Raw genomic sequence first — 22,754 nt, forward strand, 5'->3', positions numbered from 1 at the left:
CTACGCGCTCCCCGATTGAACAGGGTAGAATCCCGCCAAACACCTTGTGGACGAACACGCCACACACACGCACAACATATTCTCTGACGCAGGCTCCTGCCGCACCTCAATGGCCAATCCCGCAGAATCCCATCCGCAAAACGACTTCATCAATTCGGCGCGCAAGGAACGTAAGCGCGTTGAAATCTATCTCGTCAACGGCATTCGTCTGACGGGGTGCATCGAGTCGTTCGACCAGTACCTGGTGATGCTGCGCACCCCCGTGGGTCTGCAAGGCATCTACAAGCGCGCGATTTCCACGATCCAGCTCGACACGGGCGGCTCGCGCCCGGGCGGCAGCGGCCCCCGCGGGCCGCGCACCGGCGGGCGCCCCGGCGGCCGTGAAGGCGGCGGTCACAGCCCGTACGGCTCGCACGGCGGCTCGCGTGAATCGCGCGGCGACGGCGGCTACGGCTCCCGCGAACCACGTGAAGGCTATGGCTCGCGCGAACCGCGCGAAGGCTACGGTGCCCCGCGCGAACCCCGTGAACCGCGCGAAAGCTACGGCGCACCGCGCGACACCGGCGACGCATCCGGCAACGCCTCGTCGTCGGATTCCCGCGGCGGCAGCGGGCCGGTCATCGTGACGCGCCGCCGGCGAATCGTGCCGGACGGCCAGTAAAGCAAAAGGGCAAGCCAACCGGCTTGCCCTTTTTACTTGTGCGGCCGGCGCGGCATGTCGCCGCACCGCCGCCGGGTTCAGCGTGCCGTCGTCGGCAGGCCCGCATCGGCCTCACGCTGCAACGAACGCACCTGCTGCTGCAACGCGCGCAGTTGCGACTGAAGCTCGGCCTGCTGCGCCTGCAATGCGGCCGTCTCGTTGCGTACGCTCTTCTGGCGATCCGCGACCGCCGCCTGCTGCTGGCGGGCGATCGAGATATCGGCCTGCAGACGCCGCGCGCGATCCTGCGTGACCTCGATCTGCTTGTCCATCTGCGCCTTCTGCGATTCCAGCTTCGCCGCCCGCAGTTCGTTCACGGCCAGCCGCTCCGCCTGGCGCGAGAAATCGCGATAGATCGCTTCCGCACGCGTTTCGTCGTAAGTCTTGATGACGCGCCAGAACGCCTTCTGCTGGAACAACGCGACGAAGTACGCCCCGTCCTTCACGTTGAACAGCAGGCTCGCGCCGTAGCTGCCGTTGTAGCTCGTGCGCATTTCGGTCAGCGAGTGCGCCTGGATCTGGCGCTGCAAGTCGTCGACCGTGCTCGGCCCCGTCGACTCGCCCGCCTGCGGCTGCAACGACGTCTGCGAATCGATCACCGGAATCGCCGCCACCGGCGCCGATGCCTGCTGTACGGCCGGCGAACCGCTGTCCGCCAGACTTTGCGCGTATGCGCCCTGAATGCCTCCCGCCAGGGCGAACAATACGCACGCCCTTCCCAACCCCGTCATATGGCTCATGAAGTTCTATTCCCGCCCGAGTCGTTGTAATTCAGCGCGATTTTATCTCATTAATTACTCGCTTTCGCGGGTCTCGGGTTCCTCGTCGAAGATCTGGTATTTGCGCATTTTTTCCCACAGTACCTTGCGGCTGATGCCGAGCTGCTGCGCCGTATCCTGACGCCGCCAGCCGTTTGCGTCGAGCGCCGCAATGACGCGGTTGCGCTCGTTCATGTCCCACTTGCTGCGATCGACGAACACCTCGGCCGCACTCTCTGCCGGGACCGGCTGGGCCGAACTGCGCGCGTGCGCGATCAGCCGCTGCAGCCGCGCGGCATCCCACCCGCCCGTCTGCCGCACCGTCACGCCGACACGCTCGGCGAGGTTGCGCAGTTCACGCACGTTGCCGGGGAAATAGCTGTCCGCGACGGAATCCGTCAGCCAGTACGGCAGATCGGACAACTGAGCGAGCCGCTCCTCGCCGACGACCTGTGCGACGAACGACTTGAACAGCGCGATCTTGTCGACGGCGCCGCGCTCTTCCAGCGACGGAATGCTCAGCTCGATCACCGCGAGCCGGTAGTAGAGATCGGCGCGGAACAGGCCATCCTTCACGAGCTGCGGCAGCTTCTTGTTGCTCGCCGCGACCAGCCGGAAATCGACCTTGACCGGCGACGTCGCGCCGACGCGCAGCACCGCGCCATCCTCGAGCACGCGCAGCAGCTTGACCTGCTGGTACAGCGGCAGATCGCCGACTTCGTCGAGGAACAGCGTGCCGCCGGCCGCCTGCTCGAAATAGCCTTTATGCGCAACAACCGCGCCCGTGAACGAACCCTTCGCGTGACCGAAGAACAGCGACTCGAACAGGCCGTCGGGAATCGCGCCGCAGTTCACGGGCACGAATTCGCCATGCCGGTAGCGCGAATGTTTTTCGTGCAGCAGTTGCGCGATGCGCTCCTTGCCGACGCCGGTTTCGCCGTGCAGCAACACGTTGGTGTCGCAATCGGCGAACGTATCGACTTCGTGCAGCAGGGCCTGCATCGATTCCGAGTGCGCGACGAGTTCGGTCGGATGCGACGTTTCGGCCGTATGCGCCCGCAGCTGCGTGACGAGCTTGCCGATCATGCCGCGCAGCTCGGCACACGTGAAGTCGAGCGGCAGGATGTGCGAATACTCGGGCGGATACTGCGACGCGTCGTGATCGCGCGCCGCGCCGACCCAGACGACCGGCATGCCGATGTTGGCCTGCCAGTCGCGCAGGAACGCGGCGCCGATTTCGATCATCGTCACGCTGATGATTGCCAGCGACGGCCGCAAGGCGGCGCGCTCGGGCGAGATCTCCGCGTTGTCGGCGCGGATCACTTCGACGTCGAAGCTCGCCATGCACCGGGCGACGCGGTCGACAATGTCCGCCTTGCCTTCCCAGACGTACAGGTCGAGCTCTTCGATTGCGGGCGTGGTTCTCATGATTCGGGTGCGGCTTCAGTGATTGACGAGTTGCTTTGCATTGCAGATCAGCGATCTGTCGCAGGCAGCAGCGACGCTGCCCGCATTGATGACTGAACGTTCAGGCATTTATTGAACCAGCATGGGGTTGCCGCATTTGATCGAGTCCGGTGTGTTCGTGACATAGGCGTTCCCCAGGCTCAATCCGAGCAGGCCCGTGACGGAGGTCAGCAGCGAGTCGATTGGTTGCAGGAGCAGCGGAACGAGTGTGCTTCCGAGCGCGGTCAGAAGCGGCCCGGTCAGGATATCCAGCAAGGGATTCAGGATGCCGGCCAGCACCCCCACCAACCCGCCGCTCGCCGACACCGAAACCGACAGGCCGCTACCGACGATACCCTGAACCGCGGGCGCCAGGAATTGGTCCGTTCCCGTGCCCAGGGTGTACGGTGACGCCGGGCTCGGCGAAGCGGATGACCCGGGGCCGGGATACGTGAACGTCAGCGCAGTCGGCGTTTGATTAGCCACGGGAACCGTCAGTTGTCCGGGCTTCAGGCTGATATTGACGGATATCTGATTCAGGTTGATCAACCCCAGCGTCAGCACATTGAGCGCTGAAATCACGGTATTGAGCCCCAGTAGACTGAGCAGGCTCTGCAGGTTGACGGCTACCAGCGTGATCGGGGTTCCACTGCCGGGGGTGTACCCGGATGGCGCGTTCAGGTTGATCGGTGTATTCGCCGAACCGCCGATGTACACGGCTACCACTCCAGTCTGCACGTTCACCTGAGCGGTCTTCGTGCCGTTCGCGGTACAGGTGACCGATGCGAGGCCCGCCGTCGCGGGTGCCACATAGGCGGTAATCGGCAGTTGCACCGCGGCAAGCGGCGTGGGACTACCCGACGGGCACGTACCTCCCGGATAGACCAGCCCGCCGGTCGGACAGGTCGACAGCAACGATATCGACGTATTGAGGAACACGTTCCCCTGCGCAGTCGACGTGTTGGTCGTGCAATTGGAGGTTCCGCAATTCGTCGGCCCGGCCGGACCGCTCGCGGTGGACGGCGGCGTCCCCGCGAGCGACACCGAGCCCGATACGGTTGCGTTCAGCAGCGGCGCCAGCGCGGTCGGCGTCTGAACCGTGATGCTGGGAATGGCGACCGAATTCGTGCCGTTCGCGATCTGCAATGCCGTCGACAGCAGTCCGAGAGCATTGACGCTGGCGTTGACGGCGGAGGTTCCGGTAGCGGTAGCGGCAGAAACCAGCTGACCAAGCGCGATCTGCGGACCGCCGCAGACGGTGCCGGAACAGAGCGAGGCAACGATCGCGTTCAGCACGTTCAGGTTGGCTCCGACCAGATTCTGCTGCGTCGCTGCCTGAACTGCGGCGTAGGCCAGTTGCCCGAGCGTCACGGTACCGTTCAATACGCCCGTGGTCGTGCCGACCGGCAGATTGGCAAGAATACCTGCCAGTTTCAGGTTAACTTGCGCCAGCCCCTGGTAGTCGAGGACCTGCAGGCTCAACGCGTTGGGCGACCCCGTCAGCACCTGGAGCAACTGATTGGCCAACCCGCCGTTCAACGCCGCCAGCGACGTGGTCAGCGTAAAGGTATCGGTCGGCACGCTCTTGGCGATAGCCGACGCACTGATCGTTACGTCGTTGATAAAAATCCCGCTCACCGGCTCCGAAACGGTCACGCACACGGCGTTGACCGATTGCCCGGCGCCGACCGCGCCGCCTGACAAGCCGGCGCACTGGTTATTGGCCGGCAGCGCTGCTCCCGAGGTGCGTGTGAACTGGGCACTCGCGCCGCTGGTTGCCGGTGGGCTCCAGATCCCGCACGTCACGGCTGCCGTGGCCTTTCCCGACAGCAGGCTTGCCGGCACGTTCGTGACTTGATTAACCGCAGTCGTTGCGGCCGCACAAGTGGCATCGCTGGCGACCTGCGTCACGGCAGACAGCGCGGCCGTATCGGCGGCCGCCTGCATATGGCGTCGTTCGGCATAGAAGCGACCTATATCAGTCGCGCCCAACACGATGACCGCGATCGCCAGGAAGATCGTCGCCATGATCGCTGCACCACCACGCTGGCGACGCCCCCCCGGGCAGCCGACGCGGCGCCGCCGAGCCACGTGTGATTGATCTGTGCGCATCGCCGTCTCGCTTACTGCGCGCTTAGACCGCCACCCGACATACCGCTGGCAGAGCCGAGCTGCGAATTCATCGTGTCGGGAATCTTGTTCTTGAACGAGTCGAGATAGCGTTGATAGACCAGCGACGCAACGTCGCCGAGCACCGGTTGCGCCGGCGCTGCAGCACGATTGTCGCGCTGCATGGCGAGCCATTCCTTCGCGGAGCGCTCGACGTCGGACGCGCGCGGCGCACCGGCATCCTGTGCATAGGTGACAGCCGAGCCGACCGCGATCCACACGATCGCACCGAGTACCGCGATCCGGCCCACGCGCACGTTTCGATGATATTTATTGTTCATGTCGTTTTCCCGATGTCTGTTCATTGTGCGAAGCGCTGCAACAGTGGCACGGTCTGGTCATAACCGAAATTGTTCGCCATCGGTGTAATCGGCGCTGCAGCAGCGCGACGCGACACCACCGATGGTGTCGCGACCGCACGCTGCTGCGCACGTGCCGCCGCGACGATCTTCGCCGCGTCGCCGGCGATGTCCTTGCGGATATCCGCCGGCAGATGTTGCTGATTCATCAACCGTTGAGCATCCTGTGTACGCCCCGCCGCGATCAGGTAAAGCGCAAGATTGCTGACGATCTTGGGATTGCGCTGATCCAATTCGGCCGCCTTCATCAACGGCACCCGCGCACCGACGACGTCGCCGCTGCGCAACTTCGCATATGCGAGATCGGACAACAGCGACGCATCGGTCGGCGCAAGATCCGACGCCTGCGCAAGTACCTGCGCCGCACGATCGAAATCGCCTGCCGCGCCCGCGATCAACCCGAGCCCGCGATAGCCTCGCGCGGCAAGCGGTGTTTTCAGCAGTTGCGTATAGACGGCCGCACTGGCCACCGGCTGGTCGGTCATCCGCAGTGCGTCCGCGCGCAACAGGATCGACTCCGGAATCGCGCCGAAGGTCTTGTCGTACGCATCGATGTGCGCAAGCGAAGCAAAGTAAAGCCCCTGCCCCTGCATCCGCTGGATCAGGCCGAGGTACATCCCGGGCGTATCCGGAACGGACTGCTTCTGATCGGCCGCCTGCATCAGCGCCGCACGCTCGGTCTGCGCGCTGACGCCATACCCGTTTTCCTTGGTTGCGCACGCACCAAGCAGCAGCACCACTGCCGCAGCCACACCCATTTGCGATGCCATCCCGCTGATCCGCTTCATCGTCTTTCCTTCCACCGTCAATGGCGCGCCGACAATGCGTGCGTCACCGCCAGCAAACCCGGCCCGGCTGTCACGATCAGCAAGGCGGGCAGCAACGTCAACACCATCACGCCTGTCATCTTCACGGTCAATCGGCCAATCCGTTCACGCAACATCGCACGGCGCGTCTCGCGCAACCGGTCGCCGAACTGCTTGAGCGGCTCCTGCACCGCACCGCCATGTTTGTCGACCTGGACCATCAATCGCACGATTGCGCGCAGATCCTCGTTGTCGAATCCACCGGACAGACGCTGCAACGACTGCTCGCGCGTCCGGCCTGCCGCGAACTGGCGCTGCGCGATCCCCATTTCCGAGGACAGTACCGGCATCATTCCGCGAAAATCGTTTGTCACGACCTGCAGGCTCTGATCGAGCGACAACCCGACGCCTTGCAGCAGACGCAGCATGTCGACGAGCAACGGCAGTTCGTCGATCACGCTTTGACGCCGCGCCGCCGCGCGGCGCTGTACGTATAGCTTCGGCAACATGAAGCCGAGCCCGAAAGCGGCAAACATGCCGACCATCCACATGCTGCCCTTCATATGCCCGCTCGCGAAAATCGCGAACAGCAGCGGCAGCCCAATCCCACACGCGACCCGCGCGCTCAGGAACAGCCCGCGCGTGCGCGTGTCGACGTAACCGCATTGCTCGAGCAAGCGGCGATCCTCTTCCGCGACAGCGTATTTGCCGAGCCCGGTATCGAGCCAGCGCACACCGGCCGCCGACAGACGATCGAGAATACGTTCGACGCGCTGCCCCCGCCGGACGTCGGGCTTGGCTGGCGCATCGCCGCCGTCCGGCGCGGTCCGCGCTTTCGCTGCTTCGAGCGTGGCCATGCGCCGGTCGAGCGCATCGACAAGCGCGCGCTCGGCACGCGTCGCGGCACTTGCGCGTAACAATGCGATCACGCCGAACAGCAGCACGCCGAGTGCGCCGCTCGCCAGGGCAATCGCTCCGATCTGAGTCGCTGTCATAGCATCACCTGAGCCGAGCCATTCGATACAGCCACACACTGCCGGCCAATTGCAACAGGAACGCGAACATCAGGAGCGTCCGCCCGCCCGGGTCGTTCCACATCCCGTGCAGATACTTCGGATTGGTCACGACGATAAAGCTGCCGATCCCGATCGGCAACATCACGAGCACGAACGCCGACAACCGCGTTTCTGCCGACATTGCTGTCAACTCGCGCTCCGCCTGTTCGAGGTCGCGCATGAACACGGCCATGCGCTCGAGCATCACGTCCGCGCGGCCGCCGTACTTGACCGACAGTCGCAACACGGAACCGACGAGTTCGAACTCCTCGGTTCGGTAGATTTTCGCGATGTGCACCATTGCGCGATCGATTTCGACACCGCCTCGCAGCATCCTCGACACGTGGTCGAGACAGCCGCGAAGCGGCTCCTCGGTCGTCAGCAGCGCGGACTGGAATGCCGCCGGCACGCTATTGCCAAGCGTCACGAGACGCACGATGCCGTCGAGGAACGACGGGATCTGCCGGACAATCTTCAGCCTGCGCCGCTGGATTCGCGACGCGAGCCAGACGCCGAAAATCGAGCATCCGCACGCAAGCGCGGCAAAGCACGCGAGCGCGCCACCGCGGTTGCCCGCGAACGTCGCGACCGCAACCAGCACGGCGAGCGCGACGAGCGTCTTGCCGCGCGCATCCTCGATCCCCGCGCGACTCGCAAGGTTCGTCAGATATTCGGATGCGACCGCATACTGGTGCTTCCAGAACGTAACGGACGATGCGCTCCGTGCAGTGCCCGGTTGCGGCGACACCGCACGCGCGGCGCCTGCCGTGGACGGCCGTGCTGCCTGCGTGGCAACCCCGGCACGTGCACCCAGTTCGAGCCGGCTGTCGATAAATCGCTTCGCATCGGTCCGTATGCGCCGGTTCTCCGCGTGACGCCACAGCATCACCGCTGCCGCAACGCACAGCATCGCGAAAGCCAGCACCCACGCCATCGCGCTATACATTGAAGCCCCCGCCGCCGCGGCCGAACCCGCCGCCGAAGCCCCCGCCAAACCCGCCATCGCCGAACCCACCGCTCGTCAGCGTCTGACGGAAGCGCGCTAGCTTCGGCGAATGCGGATGAATGCCCAGCGTCTCCCAATGGTCGACTTCCTCGCCCTCAGGCGTCACGCGCGCTTCATAGCGGTAAAGTTCCTGCGTCGCGATGATGTTGTCGGACAACCCGGTCACTTCCGTGATCGACAGGATCCGCCGCCGTCCGTTCGACAGGCGCCCGATCTGCACGATGAAGTCAATCGCGTTCGCGATTTGCCGACGCAGGCTCGACTCAGTGCCCTGGAAGCCGGCAAAGCCGGCAAGCATCTCGAGACGGTACAGACACTCACGCGGCGAACTCGCATGCACGGTGCCCATTGAGCCGTCGTGACCGGTATTCATCGCCTGCAGCATTTCCAGCACTTCGCCGCCCCGCACTTCGCCGACGATGATCCGGTCCGGACGCATCCGCAGCGTATTGCGCAACAGGTCCCGAATCGACACGACCCCGGTGCCGTCGAAACCGCCCGGTCGGCTCTCGAGCCGTACGACGTGCGGGTGGTTCAGCGACAGTTCCGCCGTGTCCTCGATCGTTACGACACGCTCGATCTCGGGAATGTGGAATGCGAGCGCGTTGAGCAACGACGTCTTGCCGGAACTCGTGCCGCCCGACACGAGAATGTTGCAGCGCGCCTCGACCGCAGCCTGCAGGAGCGTGTTGATCTCTTCGTTGAAGGTCCCGTTGCCGAGCAGGTCGGACGGTTTCAACGGATCCTTGCGGAATTTCCGGATCGATACCACCGGGCCGTCGATCGACAGCGGTTCGATCACGACGTTCACGCGGCCACCGTCGGGCAGCCGCGCGTCGACCATCGGGTTCGACTCGTCGAGACGTCGGCCGATCGGTGCGAGGATCCGGCGCACGATTCGCAGCAGGTGCGCGTTGTCGGTAAAACGCACCGGCAGCTTCGCGAGTATCCCGTGACGCGACACATACACGTCGTTGTACCCGTTGATCAGGATGTCCTCGACGGCCGGGTCCGCAAGCAGGTCCTCGATCGGCCCGAAGCCCGCAAGCTCCTTGGTAAGAGCCTCGGCGATCGCACGCACCTCGTTCTCGTTGAGCGGAATGCGGCGCAGGCGCACGAAGCTGTCGATCTCGAGATCGACGAACTGGTTGATCGCCTGGCGAGACCATCGGCCGAACTCGGCGCCCAGTTCTTCGATGCGCGTCAGCAGATGTTCATGCGCGGCATTCTTGATATCGTGGAATTGCTGCGTCTGGGAGAACGGCGCTGCGCCGTCGGCGAATTGAATGTCGTGTGCCATCGCTTACGACCGCTTGGACGAGGGTTGAATGAAGCGCTTCAGCGCAGACAGGCCGGATGCCGGTCGCGTGACGGTCGACCTGACCGACACACCCGGCAGCCGCGCGGCAAGCGACTCGAGCGCGCGCACGTACGGGTCGCGCTCCGTCATGTCGACGATGAGCCGGCCCTGGTTTGCCGCATGACCGATCGCGACGCGGCGCGACGGCAACGTCCCCACCAGCGCCAGACCGAGACGCTCGGCAATCTGCGCAGGCGTCAGGTCGAGTGCGGGATCGTACTGGTTGACGACGAGCCGTACGCGATCGGTGTCGACACCCGCGTCGCGCAGCCCGGTGAGCAGATCGGCTGCGGACACGATCGACGCGACGCCCTGATCGCAGACGAGCCACGCCTCATCGGCCGAAGTCGTCATCTGGGCAACGAACTCGCGATTCGAAAAACCACCGAGATCGACGATCTGCTGATCGAAGAAGGCACGAAATCGGTTCAGCAATCCCGCACACGACGCATACGAGACATCGCGCAGCCCGCCGAGATCGGCTGGAAGCGTCGTCAATGCGACACCGCTCTCATGCCGGGTCAGTGCGGTATTCACAAAGGTTCGGTCGATGCGGCGCAGGTTGTGAACCGCATCGATGAAATGGAATTCGCAGCGGGTATTCAGGAACAACGCGCCATCGCCTGCCGGCAGCCCCAGGTCGACCAGCGCTGTCTGGCGGCCGGCCGGCGTGCCGCCATTCGACTCACCGCTCCCCCCGGGACTCACTGCGTGCTTCTGCAGCCATACGGCGAGATTCGCAGCGAGCGTGCTCACGCCCATGCCGGCGCGCGCGCCAAGCAACGCGACCACCTTGCCATGGCGGCTCGCCGGCTCGCCGACGTTCGCAAGCAGTCCGCGTGTCGTCCGCAATGCCTCCTCTGCCGGCGCCGATACGTCGATGAAATCGCGCACGCCGGCACGCAATGCGGCAAGCGTGCTTTCCGGCTGGGCAAGTGAGCCGAGCGCGACAATCGGCAGGCCCGGATGGGATGCGCGTACCGCTGCAGCCGCCACGCTCGCCGCCGGGCTACCACCGGAAAAATCAATGAATACGAGCGCAGGGTTGAGACCCGTAATGCGCTGCGCGAGCACGCCCGGCTCAAGGGACGCAGCCTCGACCGCACCGGCCGATACGAGCGTATCGGCCAGCCAGCGGACATGCGCCTCCTGTCGCGATGCGCAAACGAAATAGTCGGTCACGGCGGGTTCACACAATGATTGGATTCGCGCGTTCATGCTGAACACCCCCGATTACACAAGGCGTGGCGAGGCGTCGCAATCCGCGATGCATCGCACTCATTTCGAGAAACCCGGAGCTGCATCTGGTGATGCCGCTCCGCCCAGATACGATTTCCAGACCGGCCCGTCACGCTGCTCCGACAGTTCGCCAGGCGTCGCGGGCAATACCGCGCCCTTCGCGATCGGTGCGACGAGATGCGGCGTCACGATGAACAGCAATTCCTTGTCGTTCTGCTGATAGTTCAGATTCTTGAAGAACGTCCCGATGATCGGCAAATCGCCGAGCAGCGGCACCTTGTTGACGTTGGACATCGTCTGGCGATCGATCAGGCCACCGATCACGAAGCTCTCGCCGTCGCCGAGCTCGACCGTCGTGTCGGCTCGGCGCGTCGTGATCCCCGGCACCGCAACACCGCTGATCGTCACGCTGTTCACGTAATCGAGCTGGCTCGATTCGGGCGCAACCTTCAACGCGATCCGCTGCGGGCTCAGCACCGTGGGCGTCAGCGACAGTCCGACACCGTACTGCTTCCACTGGATCGCGGTCGAGCCGAGCCCTTGCGGCGACGGCACCGGAATCTCACCGCCAGCGAGGAAGCTCGCGCTCTGGCCCGACAACGCAACGAGCGTCGGCTCCGCAAGCACACGGGCGAGATTGTTCGCCTCGAGCAGCGATAGGTCGGCGAAGATCCCACGGCCCGCGGCATTCACGACCAGATTGAACGCGGACGAGACAGGCGAGCCGAGCGTCGGAACGTACCCCGCGGTGCCGGGTGACCCACCGCTATACGATTGCACGCCGCCGGGCGAAAACGAGCCGAACGAAAAGCCGTTGCTCTGCTTGAAGAAATTGAACCCGACCTGCTTGAGCACCGATCGGCTGAATTCGACGACCCGCACATCGACCTGCACGACGCTCTTGCCCGCGACCGTCGAGCGATCGATCACGGCGCCCTTCCCGCTCATGTTTTTGCCGACTGCCGCCGCACGAGCATGCGCATCGAGCGACGTCGACGAGCCCTGCAGCACCGCGGTGCCACCGTATGCATTCACGCGCGGCGTGGAGTTGTCGAGCACCGCTTGCGCAGCTGCGTCGACGACTTCGACGTTCCAGACCGTCGGTTCCTCGTGACCGCGCTCCCACAGCATCACATTTGTCGCGCCAGGCGCCTTCGCCGTCAGCAACACGGAACCCGAGCGGCTGCCCTTCATGATCAGGACGTCGGCGATGGCCGGATCGCCGACCGCAACACGCTGCAGCGCGCGGCCCGCCGAAAGCTGCCGCTGCGCGCCAACCGCCAGTTCGATCGTGCCGCTCGCGCTCGCAAACGATGCGAAAGTCATGGTGCAGATAGCAATCGCGAATGCAATCAGTGTGTTTTTCATTGTTTGGTAGACCGTCACGCGGCCCTTTATTTGTCGTCGCTGAAATCGATAGCCTTCGATGTCGTTCAATAGGCAACCGTTTCCGACCGGCCGCCGCGGATCACTTCGATGCCGCCGCCGCCCCCGCCGCCCGCCCGCACCACCGGCGGCAGATGCGATGGCAGTGGCGGCACGTTCGGGTTGGCCACCGGGGTTCTCGGTGTGCCGGACAGTTGTTGCAGCGAGACGCCCGCGGCGGCGAGCGCCGACGGCGACAGCTTGTTGTCCGTCCGCACCGCGACCGTCTGGATCGCAAGCTCGTCATCGCGCGGGTTACGCAACGCGAAAGTCAGGCGACCACTCGACTCGCCAAGCGTCAGCGCATCGACTTGCGCGGTCGGCACCGCAAGCACCGCGATGCGGACACTGGACGGTTGACCGTTGTTGCCATTGGTGGTGTTGCCGCTGTCTCGATCGGGTGTCGCGTCGCCAAACGACAACACACGCACCTTCGACAACAACAGCCGCGCCTGAGTCTGCGAAATTTCGCCGTCAAGCATCGTGCCCCCGCCTTCGCGCTTCAGATTGAGAAATATGTCGACGTAGTTGCCGGGCCGCAACCGGTTGCCGACCGCATTGGTTTCGTCGACTCGGACAGCGACCGCACGCTCGCCCGGCTGGACATCCTCGGCAAGCCCCGACACCAGCGCCCCCGCGACAACCGGCGACGAAGCCGGAATATCCGCTGCCGGCACCCGGCCAACGAGCACGGACGGATCGGCAAATGCGCCAGTCGGCACCGGCGCGGTCTGCCGGACCTTCAGTGCGTCGGCCGTGATCGGCTGGCCGGCCGGCAACACGCGCGTCGCAATCACGACCGGAACCGGGTTTGCCGCAACGGTTTGCTGGACTGGCACGGCATTCTGCGTGCTGCGCCCGAGCATCCACGCATAAATTCCGAGCAATACGGCGATTGCAATCAGCAGTCCCGCGATGATCTTCGTCAAATTGTTGGCCATGTTGTCGTGTGGATGCCGGATTGAAAGTCCGATAGGTTTCTGCCCGATTCGCGCGCCAGCTTGCTGGTCGCGTCACGATACGCACTTCAAAGGATCGACTGCGGAATCTGCACGACCGCCGTACTCGTCAATGGTTGACTCAGTATGCTTCCCAGAAATGGCATGGTCGTAATCCAGTCTTTGGGGGTGTAGTTCACCGTGACGGACAGGCAGTACAGCGACGGTGGAACCGACGTGTCGTAACTGCACTGCGGCGCCGCAACTTGCGGCGTACCGACATTCAGCCAGGCGACGACGCTCTGCGCGGTCGTTGTTGCGTTCGTAATACGCGCAGCGAGGCTGGGGGCGTAAGCCAGCCCGGCCCGTGCACCTTCGCTGGCGGCAAACGTCAGGCTCTGCTGAATCGCGAATATCATCCCGAAAGTGACGATGCCGTAGAAAATCACGAACAATAACGGAAACACGATCGCAAACTCGACGGCCGTCGCGCCGCGCTGCCGGCGGCGTTCACGCCGCTGCATCTGTCGTTTCATCGCAAGCTCCCCGTGGCGACAAGAAAGACAACCCATGCGGCAGCCGGTGCCGCGAGGCATGCCGCATAGGGTGTTGCCCGGTATTTCCCGAGCGCCATCGCCGGCTGGCCCGGTTGCCGCAACGCGCCGATCGACGTGCGCGACAGCAGCATCACGGCCAGTGCATGAATACCGGCGGCAAGACTGGCGGCAATCCAGATCCACAGCAGCGCATATGCGCCGCACCACACGCCGATCACGGCAAAGATCTTGACGTCCGCCGCGCCCATGACGCGCAGCAAAAAGAGCGGGAAAAAGGCGGCCAGCCCGACCAGCAGGCCGATCATCGCCTGCGCCGGGAGAATGCCAAACGGACCGGCGTTGAAATACGCTCCGCCTAGGCCACTGACCAACCCGGCCAGGACGAGCGAATTCGAAACACGCCGAAAACGGATGTCGCTGGTCGCGACGAACGCAGCCCAGACCAGGAACATCCCGCTGAATATGAAATGTGCCATCGCAACACAACCTGCCGCAAATGTCGCAGAGAGCGGACTGCCAAAGGCAATCCGCTCGCCGCAACATCAAGACGACTCAATGTTTCGAGGTCGTACCAACTAACGTCAGGTGTATTACGTAAAGATCTTGGCAGCCGAGCAGTTCGCGCCGCCCGGGGTGGTGAGACACGTCCCGAGATTCGTGAACATATTGCCGAGATTAGTGCCGAGCGTTGAGGCACCCGCCAAGATCGCGACAGCGATAAGACCCGCAATCAGCCCATACTCGATCGCGGTAACCCCGTCATTTTCCCGAAGGAAACGCTTGATGATTGCTTTCATTTTATTCCTCGTGCCTGTATTTACGTTCTTTGGCCTTTTATACGTATACGTCCCCGCATATCTGGCCGGTTGCCCCACGCTGTTCGCCACATCTGCTGTAACGACAACCGGGTGCGCTTTCTTTATAGGTCGCCCCGAGGGGCATGGCTCAACATTTGATGCAAGTTAACATTCGCGATAGTCACCTCCTCGAACGTTGTGTACCGAACCGTACATTTGCTTACATCTGCTGCCGATTCTATATCCGATCCCATTTAAATTCCAACCTCTTTTAACAACACGGATCGAAAAAATGACCAGGAGCACCATGTATTTGTACGGCGTTTCGGTACGACTTACACATAGGATTTACGATAGGTTAGATGTGCACACCTAATCCACCAGTAAAACAATTGCCTCGTCCACCAAGCCTGCGCGGCCCCACGTTACGCCGCACGCGTAACGCCAATGTTGTGACGTTACGTTACGAAACGCGCGAAACCGTTCTCATTCGCCTGCCCTTAAACAGATTCAACAATCTTTCAATTTCCATAACTTCCTTTTCCGACAAGGAATTGCCTCGTTTAAAACCTGTTGTCGAACCGTCGAGCATCGAAATGGCACGACAGTTGCAGAGTAGTGCGCGCACCACTCAACACAACGAAGTTCACAACACATTTTTAATGCGAGGACAAAATGGACATTAAGGTTATCCCTCATGGCGTGTTCCGGACGACTCTGATCGCGGCCACCGTTGCAGCCATGCTTTCCCTCTCCGCGTGCGGCGGTTCCGGCTCCATCAGCCAGGGGCTCGGCGGCGGTTCGAGCTCGGGCGGCGGCGATACGATCTCCACCTCCGGCACGAGCGGTACTTCGGGCACGAGCGGCACCAGCGGTACCTCGGGCACCAGCGGTACGTCCGGTACGAGCGGTACATCCGGCACCAGCGGCACCTCGGGCACGAGCGGCACCTCCGGCACCAGCGGCACCAGCGGTACGTCGGGCACGAGCGGCACCTCGGGGGTGTCGTCGAACCCAGTGGGAACTGTCCTCGCAAGCAGCAGCAACATCATCACGAGCGCCGGTGGGACCGTCTCGGGCCTCGGCTCCGTCATCGCCAACCAGTCGCTGCCGGGCGTCAACCCGGCCACCACGCAAGCCGCGGGCGGCATCGTGCAGAGCGTTGGCGGCGCCGTGACCGCACTCGGCAACGGCCTTGGCAACGGTCTCGGCCAGCTTGGCGCGACGAAGGATCCGCTCGGCACCACGCTCGCCAGCACGGGCGGCGTGGTCAACCAGCTCGGCGGCGCGGTCACGCAGACGGGCAACCTGGTCTCGAGCCTCGGCAGCGGTCCGCTGACGCCGCTCGCACCGGTCACGGGCGCCGTCGGCGGCCTCGTGTCGACGCTCGGCGGCGCCGTATCGAACGGCGGCACCACCCTCACCAATGCACTGTCGACCGGCCCGATCCAGCAAGTCACGCAGACGGTCAGCTCGGCCATCACGCCGATCACGACGATGGTCGGCCAGACGACCCAGACGATCGGCACCGCGACCGGCCTCGGCGCGCCCGTCAACACGCTGCTCGGCACGGTCGGCAACGGCCTGAACCAGGCCGGCGCCCTGCTCGCGTCGGCGGGCGGCAACCCTGTCACGACCGGTCTTGGCAACACGGTCTCGTCGACGGGCAACACCGTGAAGGCCGTCGGCGGCCTGCTCACGGGCGGCACCGGCGGCGTGACCAACCCGCTCGCCCCGCTCACGGGCCTCCTAACGACGGTCACGGGTACGCTCGGCGGCGCAACGGGCGGCGCCAGCAGCCCGCTCGCCCCGGTCACCGGCCTCGTCTCGACGGTCACGGGTGCGCTCGGCGGCGCAGCCGGCGGCGGCAGCGGCCCGCTCGCTCCGGTCACCGGCCTCGTCTCGACGGTCACGGGCGCACTCGGCGGCGCAGCGGGCGGCGGCAGCGGCCCGCTCGCCCCGGTTACCGGCCTCGTCTCGACGGTCACGGGTGCGCTCGGCGGCGCAGCAGGCGGCAGCGGCGGCCCGCTCGCCCCGGTTACCGGCCTCGTCTCGACGGTCACGGGTGCGCTCGGCGGCGCAGCAGGCGGCAGCGGAGGCCCGCTCGCGCCGGTTACCGGCCTCGTCTCGACGGTCACGGGCGCGCTCGGCGGCGCAACGGGCGGCACGAGCGGTGGCCCGCTCGCCCCGGTCACGGGTCTCCTCGGCGCGGTCACGGGCGCACTCGGCGGCGCGACGGGCGGTGCAGGCGGCAGCAGCCCGCTCGCTCCGGTGACGAACGTCGTGTCCACGGTGACCAGCACGGTCGGCGCACCGGCATTGACCGGCGGTACGGGCGCCGTCACGAACTCGGGTTCGTCGTCGAATCCGCTCGCGCCCGTCACGTCGCTGATCGGCGGCCTGCTCGGCGGCACGCACGGCAAGTAAACCAACATCCATCAATCGACAAGACAGCGAGGAGTCCATCATGTCCCAGCAACGTTCTCTCACGACAGCCGCCCTGCGCCAGTGGCGCGCGCCCCTCACGGCCTTCGCCGCCGCCTGCCTGCTGGCCGCCTGCGGCGGCGGTGGCGTCAGCTCGCCGCCGACCAGCAGCAACAACAATAACAACCCGAGCACGAGCGGTACGCCAAGCACGAGCGGCACCAGCGGTACGTCCACCGGCACCAAGGGCGTAGTCAGCACGGTCGGCCAGACGGCCACCGACCTCGGCAGCACGGTCGGCAACATCAGCTTGCCGGGCCTCGGCGACGGCGTGACGAAGGGTGTCGGCAGCACGCTCTCGAGCACCGGCACGATCGTCGGCGCCGCCGCCGACGCGGTGAGCAACGGGCTGGGGCAGATCGGCACGGCGAAGGATCCGGTCGGCACGACCGTCGCGGGCCTCGGCAACGTGGTCGGCGCGACGAGCAACACGGTGTCCGGCCTGAGCTCGACGGTCAAGGCGCTCGGCACCGGCCAGCTCGCACCGCTCGCGCCCGTCACGACGCCGGTCGGCACCGTCCTCGACACGGTGGCCAACGGCTTGACGGCCGCCGGCACGACGATCGGCTCGACGCTGTCGTCGGGCGCCGTGCAGCAGGTCACGCAACCGCTCAGCTCGGCAATCACGCCGCTCGTGATCACCGCCGGCCAGGTCACGCAACAGGTCGGCACGACGACCGGCCTCGGCCAACCCGTCTCGGGCCTGCTCGGCCAGGTCGGCGGCGCGATCAGCTCGGCCGGCAAGCAGGTGGGCGGCACGTCGAGCCAGCCGCTCGTCGGCGACGTCGGTCAGCTCGTCACGGCGGTCGGCAACACCGTCACCAACGCCGGCGGCCTCGTCAACCCGAACGGCCCGAACGGCGCGGCACCGATCCCCGGCCTGATCACGAGCCTCGTCGGCGGCTCGACGGCGACCGTACAGAACGGCACGTCGTCGGGTTCCGGCTCGACGAATCCGCTCAGCGGCCTGCTGTCGGGTCTCGGCTCGACGCCGCTCGGCTCGCTCACGGGCGCACTCGGCGGCGCGACCGGCGGCTCGGGCAGCAGCCCGCTCGCGCCCGTCACCGGCCTCGTCTCCACCGTCACCGGCGCACTGAGCGGTGCGGCGGGCGGCAGCGGCGGCCCGCTCGCCCCCGTCACGAATCTCGTGTCGACGGTCACGGGCACGCTCGGTGGCGCGACGGGTGGCGCAGGCAGTGCAAACCCTCTCGCGCCTGTCACCGGTTTGCTGAATACTGTCACCGGAGCAGTCGGCGGCGCAGCAGGATCCGGGGGATCGAGCCCGCTCGCACCGGTCACGTCGCTGGTTGGCGGCGTCACGGGTACGGCAACGTCGGGCGGCAGCTCGACGGGGCTGCTGGCACCGGTAACGGGGTTGCTGGGTACGCTGGGTAGCGTTGGCAAGTAAGGAGGACGGTCGCACCGTCGCAGCCGGAGCGAATGGCGCGGCCGTACAAACACAACCGGCATTGCGGCACGCGGCGCGCGGCACCCTGGTGTCGCGCGCCGGCATTACAAAGAAGACGAAGAGCAAGGCCAACGAGGAAGAACAATGAAATCCAGACTCGACAGATGGATGATGCTGCTCGCCATCGCGGCAGCAGGCACGGCACATGCACAAACGCGCGTCGGCGGTAACCCGCTCGACTCCCTGCCCCAGATCAACGCGCCGAAAACCGGCCCGAACGTGACCGTGCAGGTCGCACCGCAAGCACCGCAATTGCAGGAGTTGCTGTCGCGTCACCTGACACCGACCACATTCCAGGTCGAAGGCGTGAAATCCGTTCCGTTCGAAGAGATCTCGCGTCGCTTCACCCCGCTCGTCGGCAAGGACATCACGATCGGCGACCTGATCGAAACCGCCAACGGCGTGACGAAGCTGTACCAGGATCGCGGCTTCGCGCTGTCGTTCGCGTTCGTTCCGGCGCAGACGTTCGAGAACGGCGTCGTGCGCATCACGGTTGTCGAAGGCTATGTGTCGGACGTCAAGGTCACCGGCAAGCCCGGTGCGATGGAATCGAAGATTCGTGCGATCGCCGCGCATATCACTGCCGATCGCCCGCTGCGCCGCGCGACGTTCGAACGCTACGTGAACACCTTCGGCCTGTTGCCCGGCCTCACGGTCAAGGCGAACGTACCGCCGCCGCAAACCACCGACGGTGCCACGACGCTCGAACTTGCGGTCGACCGCAAGCCGTTCAACGTCAGCACCGGTATCGACTTCAACCATCCGGGCGTCCAGGGTCTCATCACCGCGACCGAAAACGGCCTCACGTCGTTCGGCGAGCAACTGAGCATTTCCGCGCTGGCGCCGCCGGGGCGCGACAAGCAAACCTATTTCGCATTCAGCGGTGCGGTACCCGTGGGCAGCAGCGGCCTGATCACGCGCCTCGACGCGAGCACCTATCGCGGCAAGCCGACCGACAACCCGGGGCTGCCATCGTACGTGCAGCGCACGGTCAAGAACGAGAAGCTGGGTCTTTCGGCATCCTATCCGATCCTGCTGAACAACCAGCGCAGCCTGCTCGGCACGGTGTCGGGCTACGCGGCCCACAACGAGGACAACTACCAGAACCAGATCAATGGCGCGACGCTCAACAATCGGTCGCAGGTCCGCGTGCTGCAACTGCAACTTGACTACACCAACGTCCAACCGAAGCAAGTGCGAAAGTTGAGCGTCAACGTAGCCAAGGCGTTCGACATCCTCGGCGCGTCGAAATCGCAGGTCGCCCAGGCCAACGGCTCGACGATCACATACGCCGACCCGACATCACTGACCTTCGTCCGGACCGGCGCGACCTTCACGCAAACCAACGAGTGGCCGTTCCGGATCGGCACGTCGGTTTCGCTGACCGGACAATACAGCCCCGACTCGCTGCCGACATCCGAGCAGATCTCGTTCGGCTCGACGCGTTACGCGCTCGGCTATCAGCCGGGCGAAGCGTCGGGTGACTCGGGATGGGGGATGTCGCTGGAGGTCAACCGCGGCTTCACGCCGGGCTGGACGTACATGAAATCCGTAACGCCGTACATCGCCTACGACATGGCGCGTGTGTACCTGCACGCGGGCACGCCGTCGCCGAACCGCATGTCGTCGGTCGGTATCGGCGTGCGTTTCACCGACAGCCGCTTCTACAGCCTCGACCTGAACGTTGCGAAGCCGGTGGGTGACGCTCCCGTCGAAAGTGCGTCACGCAGCCCGCGCATCAACGCCGCATTCTCGTATCAGCTCAACTGATCGGGCACCCAACAGCCCGCGCCAGCGGGCTGTTTCGATTAGAGTCCCCTCTATCAAACGTGACACGCGGTTTCACGTATTCTGGCGAAGCTCGCAACATGCCCGCCCCATGCAGACGGTCGTGCGGGCAAATCGAACAGGACATGCAAAACAAGGAGGACGACAATGATTCAACTGACCCACCCGTTTCGTGCCATCGCCGTCGCCGGCGTACTGCTCGCTTGCGCCGCGCCCACGTTCGCACAAGCAGACAGCCCCATCGGCATGTGGCAAACGATCGACGACAACACGCATCAGCCGAAGGCACTCGTACAGATCGCCGAGGACGGCGACGGTGCGCTGACCGGCAAGGTCGTGAAGGGCCTCGGCGCGAACGATACGCCTGATCGCCGCTGCACCGCCTGCACGGACGAGCGCAAGGATCAGCTCATCAAGGGCATGACGATCATCAAGGCCATGAAGAAGGATGGCGACCACTGGGACGGCGGCAACATTCTCGACCCGGAGAACGGCAAGGTCTACAAGTGCAAGATGACGCTTGAAGACGGCGGCCAGAAACTCGTCGTGCGCGGTTACATCGGCGTGTCGCTGCTCGGTCGTTCGCAGACCTGGGTTCGCCAGCAATAATGCGGCTCGCGCTTAAACGCGCGGCTCAATGAAAAAATCGGCCTGCGACGAAGTCGTCAGGCCGATTTTGTTTTGGTGCATGCGTGGCGGGAACTGATGAACATCACGCTGCATGCTTCAGCGTGTCCGACGCATAGCTGCCCAGTGCGCGATATGCGGGCGCCGCATTGCTGCGTGCTTCCGCCGCCTTCGATTGCGTATGCTTGCGCATCCGCGTGGACAACTCGTTGCACAAATTCACGCCTGCGTCGCCATAGAGTTCACGCATGACACTCATCAACGTGCCCGTCTCGTGCCATACCTTGAAGCGACGATGGCAAGTCTGGTACGAAGGGTAACGACGCGGCATGGCCGACCACGTTGCGCCGCTGTAGATCACCCAGAGCACGCCGTTCAGGACGGCACGCGTATTGGCCAACGGGCGGCCGCGCAACTCGGTGCGCGGCTGCATTTCGGGCAGAAGCGACGCAACGCAGCGCCACTCTTGATCGGTCAGATCGCGATACGGTGTCATGGACATCTCCAGCCTTAGTAACCATGGCACAACGATATCGGCTCACCTCAACAATGAATATAAGACAAATCCGAAATTACCCCGAGATTGCTTTAATTTGACCGGAATTGACGATTGAATCCCGTCAATTGCCGGAAATCGCACTCAGGTCAGCGACGTATCGACGATGCGGCGCGGCGTTTCGATGTATTCCTTCGACTGCATCTCGACGATTCGCGAGACCGTACGCGCAAACTCGTTGGCCATCGGGCCTTCGATGTACAACTGCTCCGCCGGCACCGCCGCAGACATCAGCAGCTTGACCTTGTGGTCGTACAGCACGTCGATGAGCCACGTGAAGCGCCGCGCCTCGGACGCCATGCGCGGCGACATCTGCGGTACTTCGGACAGCACGATCGCGTGGAAGCGGCTCGCCAGCTCGAGATAGTCGTTCTGCGAGCGCGGGCCGCCGCACAGCGTCGCGAAGTCGAACCATACGACGCCGTCCGCCTTGCGCAGTGCCTTCAGTTCGCGCTTCTCGATATGCAGGAGCGGGCTTTCGTCGGGAACGGCCGCGAGCTTCTGGAACGCATGCCGCAATTCGCGATCGGCATCCGCGCCGAGCGGCGTGTGATACATCTTCACCTGCGCGAGCGTGCGCTGGCGATAATCGACGCCCGCGTCGACGTTGAGTACGTCGAGCTTGGACTTGATCAGCGCGATTGCCGGCAACATGCGGTCGCGATGCAGGCCGTCCGGATACAGGTCGTCGGGATCGTAGTTGGACGTCATCACGAACTGCACGCCGTTGTTGAACAGGCGGTCGAGCAGGCGGTACAGGATCATCGCATCGGCAATGTCCGACACGTGGAACTCGTCGAAGCAGATCAACCGGTAGCGCTTCGCGATGCGCCGCGCGAGTTCGTCGAGCGGATCGGCCTGCCCTTTCAGTTCCTCGAGCTCGCGGTGCACTTCGCGCATGAATTCGTGGAAATGCAGGCGCGTCTTGCGCTGGACGGGCACGACCGCGTAGAAGCTGTCCATCAGGAAGCTCTTGCCGCGACCGACGCCGCCCCACATGTACACGCCGCGCGGGAGGTCGGGATGATTGATGAGCTTCTTGAATGCGTTCGAGCGGCGCGCCTTGTACTCGACCCATTCGTCGAAACATTGCTGCAGGCGATCGACGGCCGCGCGCTGTGCGGGATCGGACTGATAGCCGCGCGTGGTCAGTTCGCGCGTGTAGTATTCGGTGACGTTCATCGGGCAAACCGGAAAAAACGAAGGCGGACGGGAA

Annotated in this window: 22 protein-coding genes; 6 read left to right on the top strand and 16 right to left on the bottom strand. The window is 64.5% G+C overall.

Annotation, left to right across the window (positions count from 1 at the left end; translation table 11 throughout):
- The first annotated feature begins 109 nt into the window (after positions 1-109).
- Positions 110-661: an RNA chaperone Hfq gene (gene hfq / locus CFB34_RS15950; protein WP_089439975.1), complete on the top strand. Its 552-nt coding sequence runs from the start codon at positions 110-112 to the stop codon at positions 659-661.
- Between the two features lie 77 nt (positions 662-738).
- Here the strand turns inward: hfq and CFB34_RS15955 are convergent, their stop codons facing one another.
- The 14 genes from CFB34_RS15955 to CFB34_RS16020 form a co-directional block, all read right to left on the bottom strand.
- Positions 739-1,440: a DUF2968 domain-containing protein gene (locus tag CFB34_RS15955; protein ID WP_089439974.1), complete on the bottom strand. Its 702-nt coding sequence runs from the start codon at positions 1,438-1,440 to the stop codon at positions 739-741.
- A gap of 54 nt (positions 1,441-1,494) precedes the next feature.
- Complete coding sequence (locus CFB34_RS15960) at positions 1,495-2,886, bottom strand: sigma-54 dependent transcriptional regulator (RefSeq protein WP_089439973.1); 1,392 nt, start codon at positions 2,884-2,886, stop codon at positions 1,495-1,497.
- Between the two features lie 108 nt (positions 2,887-2,994).
- Positions 2,995-5,016 carry a pilus assembly protein TadG-related protein gene (locus CFB34_RS15965; RefSeq protein WP_278190118.1) on the bottom strand — a complete coding sequence of 674 codons (2,022 nt, stop codon included), beginning with the start codon at positions 5,014-5,016 and terminating at the stop codon, positions 2,995-2,997.
- 11 nt (positions 5,017-5,027) lie between these two features.
- The gene (locus CFB34_RS15970; RefSeq protein WP_089439971.1) at positions 5,028-5,354 is read right to left on the bottom strand and encodes a DUF3613 domain-containing protein; all 327 of its coding nucleotides are present in this window, start codon (positions 5,352-5,354) and stop codon (positions 5,028-5,030) included.
- Positions 5,355-5,374: 20 nt separating this feature from the next.
- The gene (locus tag CFB34_RS15975) at positions 5,375-6,220 is read right to left on the bottom strand and encodes a tetratricopeptide repeat protein (RefSeq protein WP_089439970.1); all 846 of its coding nucleotides are present in this window, start codon (positions 6,218-6,220) and stop codon (positions 5,375-5,377) included.
- Positions 6,221-6,237: 17 nt separating this feature from the next.
- Positions 6,238-7,233 (bottom strand): type II secretion system F family protein, encoded by a 996-nt coding sequence (locus CFB34_RS15980; protein ID WP_089439969.1) that lies wholly within the window; start codon positions 7,231-7,233, stop codon positions 6,238-6,240.
- A 4-nt stretch (positions 7,234-7,237) separates the two neighbouring features.
- Positions 7,238-8,239: a type II secretion system F family protein gene (locus CFB34_RS15985; protein WP_089439968.1), complete on the bottom strand. Its 1,002-nt coding sequence runs from the start codon at positions 8,237-8,239 to the stop codon at positions 7,238-7,240.
- Entirely contained in the window at positions 8,232-9,599 is a 1,368-nt protein-coding gene (locus tag CFB34_RS15990) for a CpaF family protein (RefSeq protein WP_089439967.1), read from the bottom strand. The genes CFB34_RS15985 and CFB34_RS15990 overlap by 8 nt, the downstream gene beginning before the upstream one ends.
- A gap of 3 nt (positions 9,600-9,602) precedes the next feature.
- Positions 9,603-10,877, bottom strand: a complete 1,275-nt coding sequence (locus CFB34_RS15995) for a fimbrial protein (protein ID WP_089440391.1) — start codon at positions 10,875-10,877, stop codon at positions 9,603-9,605.
- A 60-nt stretch (positions 10,878-10,937) separates the two neighbouring features.
- Positions 10,938-12,266, bottom strand: coding sequence for a type II and III secretion system protein family protein (locus CFB34_RS16000; protein ID WP_089439966.1), 1,329 nt, complete (start codon positions 12,264-12,266; stop codon positions 10,938-10,940).
- 65 nt (positions 12,267-12,331) lie between these two features.
- Entirely contained in the window at positions 12,332-13,264 is a 933-nt protein-coding gene (cpaB, locus tag CFB34_RS16005; protein WP_089439965.1) for a Flp pilus assembly protein CpaB, read from the bottom strand.
- 86 nt (positions 13,265-13,350) lie between these two features.
- A complete protein-coding gene (locus CFB34_RS16010; RefSeq protein WP_089439964.1) occupies positions 13,351-13,797 on the bottom strand; it encodes a TadE family protein in 447 nt (148 codons plus the stop codon).
- Positions 13,794-14,294, bottom strand: a complete 501-nt coding sequence (locus CFB34_RS16015) for a prepilin peptidase (protein ID WP_089439963.1) — start codon at positions 14,292-14,294, stop codon at positions 13,794-13,796. The genes CFB34_RS16010 and CFB34_RS16015 overlap by 4 nt, the downstream gene beginning before the upstream one ends.
- 114 nt (positions 14,295-14,408) lie before the next feature.
- Positions 14,409-14,615: a Flp family type IVb pilin gene (locus CFB34_RS16020; protein ID WP_089439962.1), complete on the bottom strand. Its 207-nt coding sequence runs from the start codon at positions 14,613-14,615 to the stop codon at positions 14,409-14,411.
- 362 nt (positions 14,616-14,977) lie between these two features.
- Here CFB34_RS16020 and CFB34_RS16025 point away from each other — a divergent pair, with 362 nt between their 5' ends.
- The 5 genes from CFB34_RS16025 to CFB34_RS16045 all read left to right on the top strand — a co-directional run bounded on the left by CFB34_RS16025 (position 14,978) and on the right by CFB34_RS16045 (position 20,964).
- A complete protein-coding gene (locus tag CFB34_RS16025; RefSeq protein WP_242808665.1) occupies positions 14,978-15,301 on the top strand; it encodes a hypothetical protein in 324 nt (107 codons plus the stop codon).
- Positions 15,291-17,042 carry a collagen-like triple helix repeat-containing protein gene (locus CFB34_RS16030; RefSeq protein WP_089439960.1) on the top strand — a complete coding sequence of 584 codons (1,752 nt, stop codon included), beginning with the start codon at positions 15,291-15,293 and terminating at the stop codon, positions 17,040-17,042. Before CFB34_RS16025 ends, CFB34_RS16030 begins: the two co-directional genes overlap by 11 nt.
- 40 nt (positions 17,043-17,082) lie before the next feature.
- Positions 17,083-18,507 carry a collagen-like triple helix repeat-containing protein gene (locus CFB34_RS16035; protein ID WP_089439959.1) on the top strand — a complete coding sequence of 475 codons (1,425 nt, stop codon included), beginning with the start codon at positions 17,083-17,085 and terminating at the stop codon, positions 18,505-18,507.
- 144 nt (positions 18,508-18,651) lie between these two features.
- Positions 18,652-20,337: a POTRA domain-containing protein gene (locus CFB34_RS16040; RefSeq protein ID WP_089439958.1), complete on the top strand. Its 1,686-nt coding sequence runs from the start codon at positions 18,652-18,654 to the stop codon at positions 20,335-20,337.
- 165 nt (positions 20,338-20,502) lie between these two features.
- A complete protein-coding gene (locus CFB34_RS16045) occupies positions 20,503-20,964 on the top strand; it encodes a DUF2147 domain-containing protein (RefSeq protein ID WP_089439957.1) in 462 nt (153 codons plus the stop codon).
- A 103-nt stretch (positions 20,965-21,067) separates the two neighbouring features.
- Here the strand turns inward: CFB34_RS16045 and CFB34_RS16050 are convergent, their stop codons facing one another.
- Both CFB34_RS16050 and zapE read right to left on the bottom strand, forming a co-directional pair.
- A complete protein-coding gene (locus CFB34_RS16050; RefSeq protein WP_179243630.1) occupies positions 21,068-21,478 on the bottom strand; it encodes a transposase in 411 nt (136 codons plus the stop codon).
- Positions 21,479-21,622: 144 nt separating this feature from the next.
- Entirely contained in the window at positions 21,623-22,720 is a 1,098-nt protein-coding gene (zapE, locus tag CFB34_RS16055) for a cell division protein ZapE (RefSeq protein WP_089439955.1), read from the bottom strand.
- Between the last annotated feature and the right edge of the window lie 34 nt (positions 22,721-22,754).

The sequence above is a fragment of the Burkholderia sp. HI4860 genome, assembly GCF_002223045.2.
Classification (GTDB): domain Bacteria; phylum Pseudomonadota; class Gammaproteobacteria; order Burkholderiales; family Burkholderiaceae; genus Burkholderia.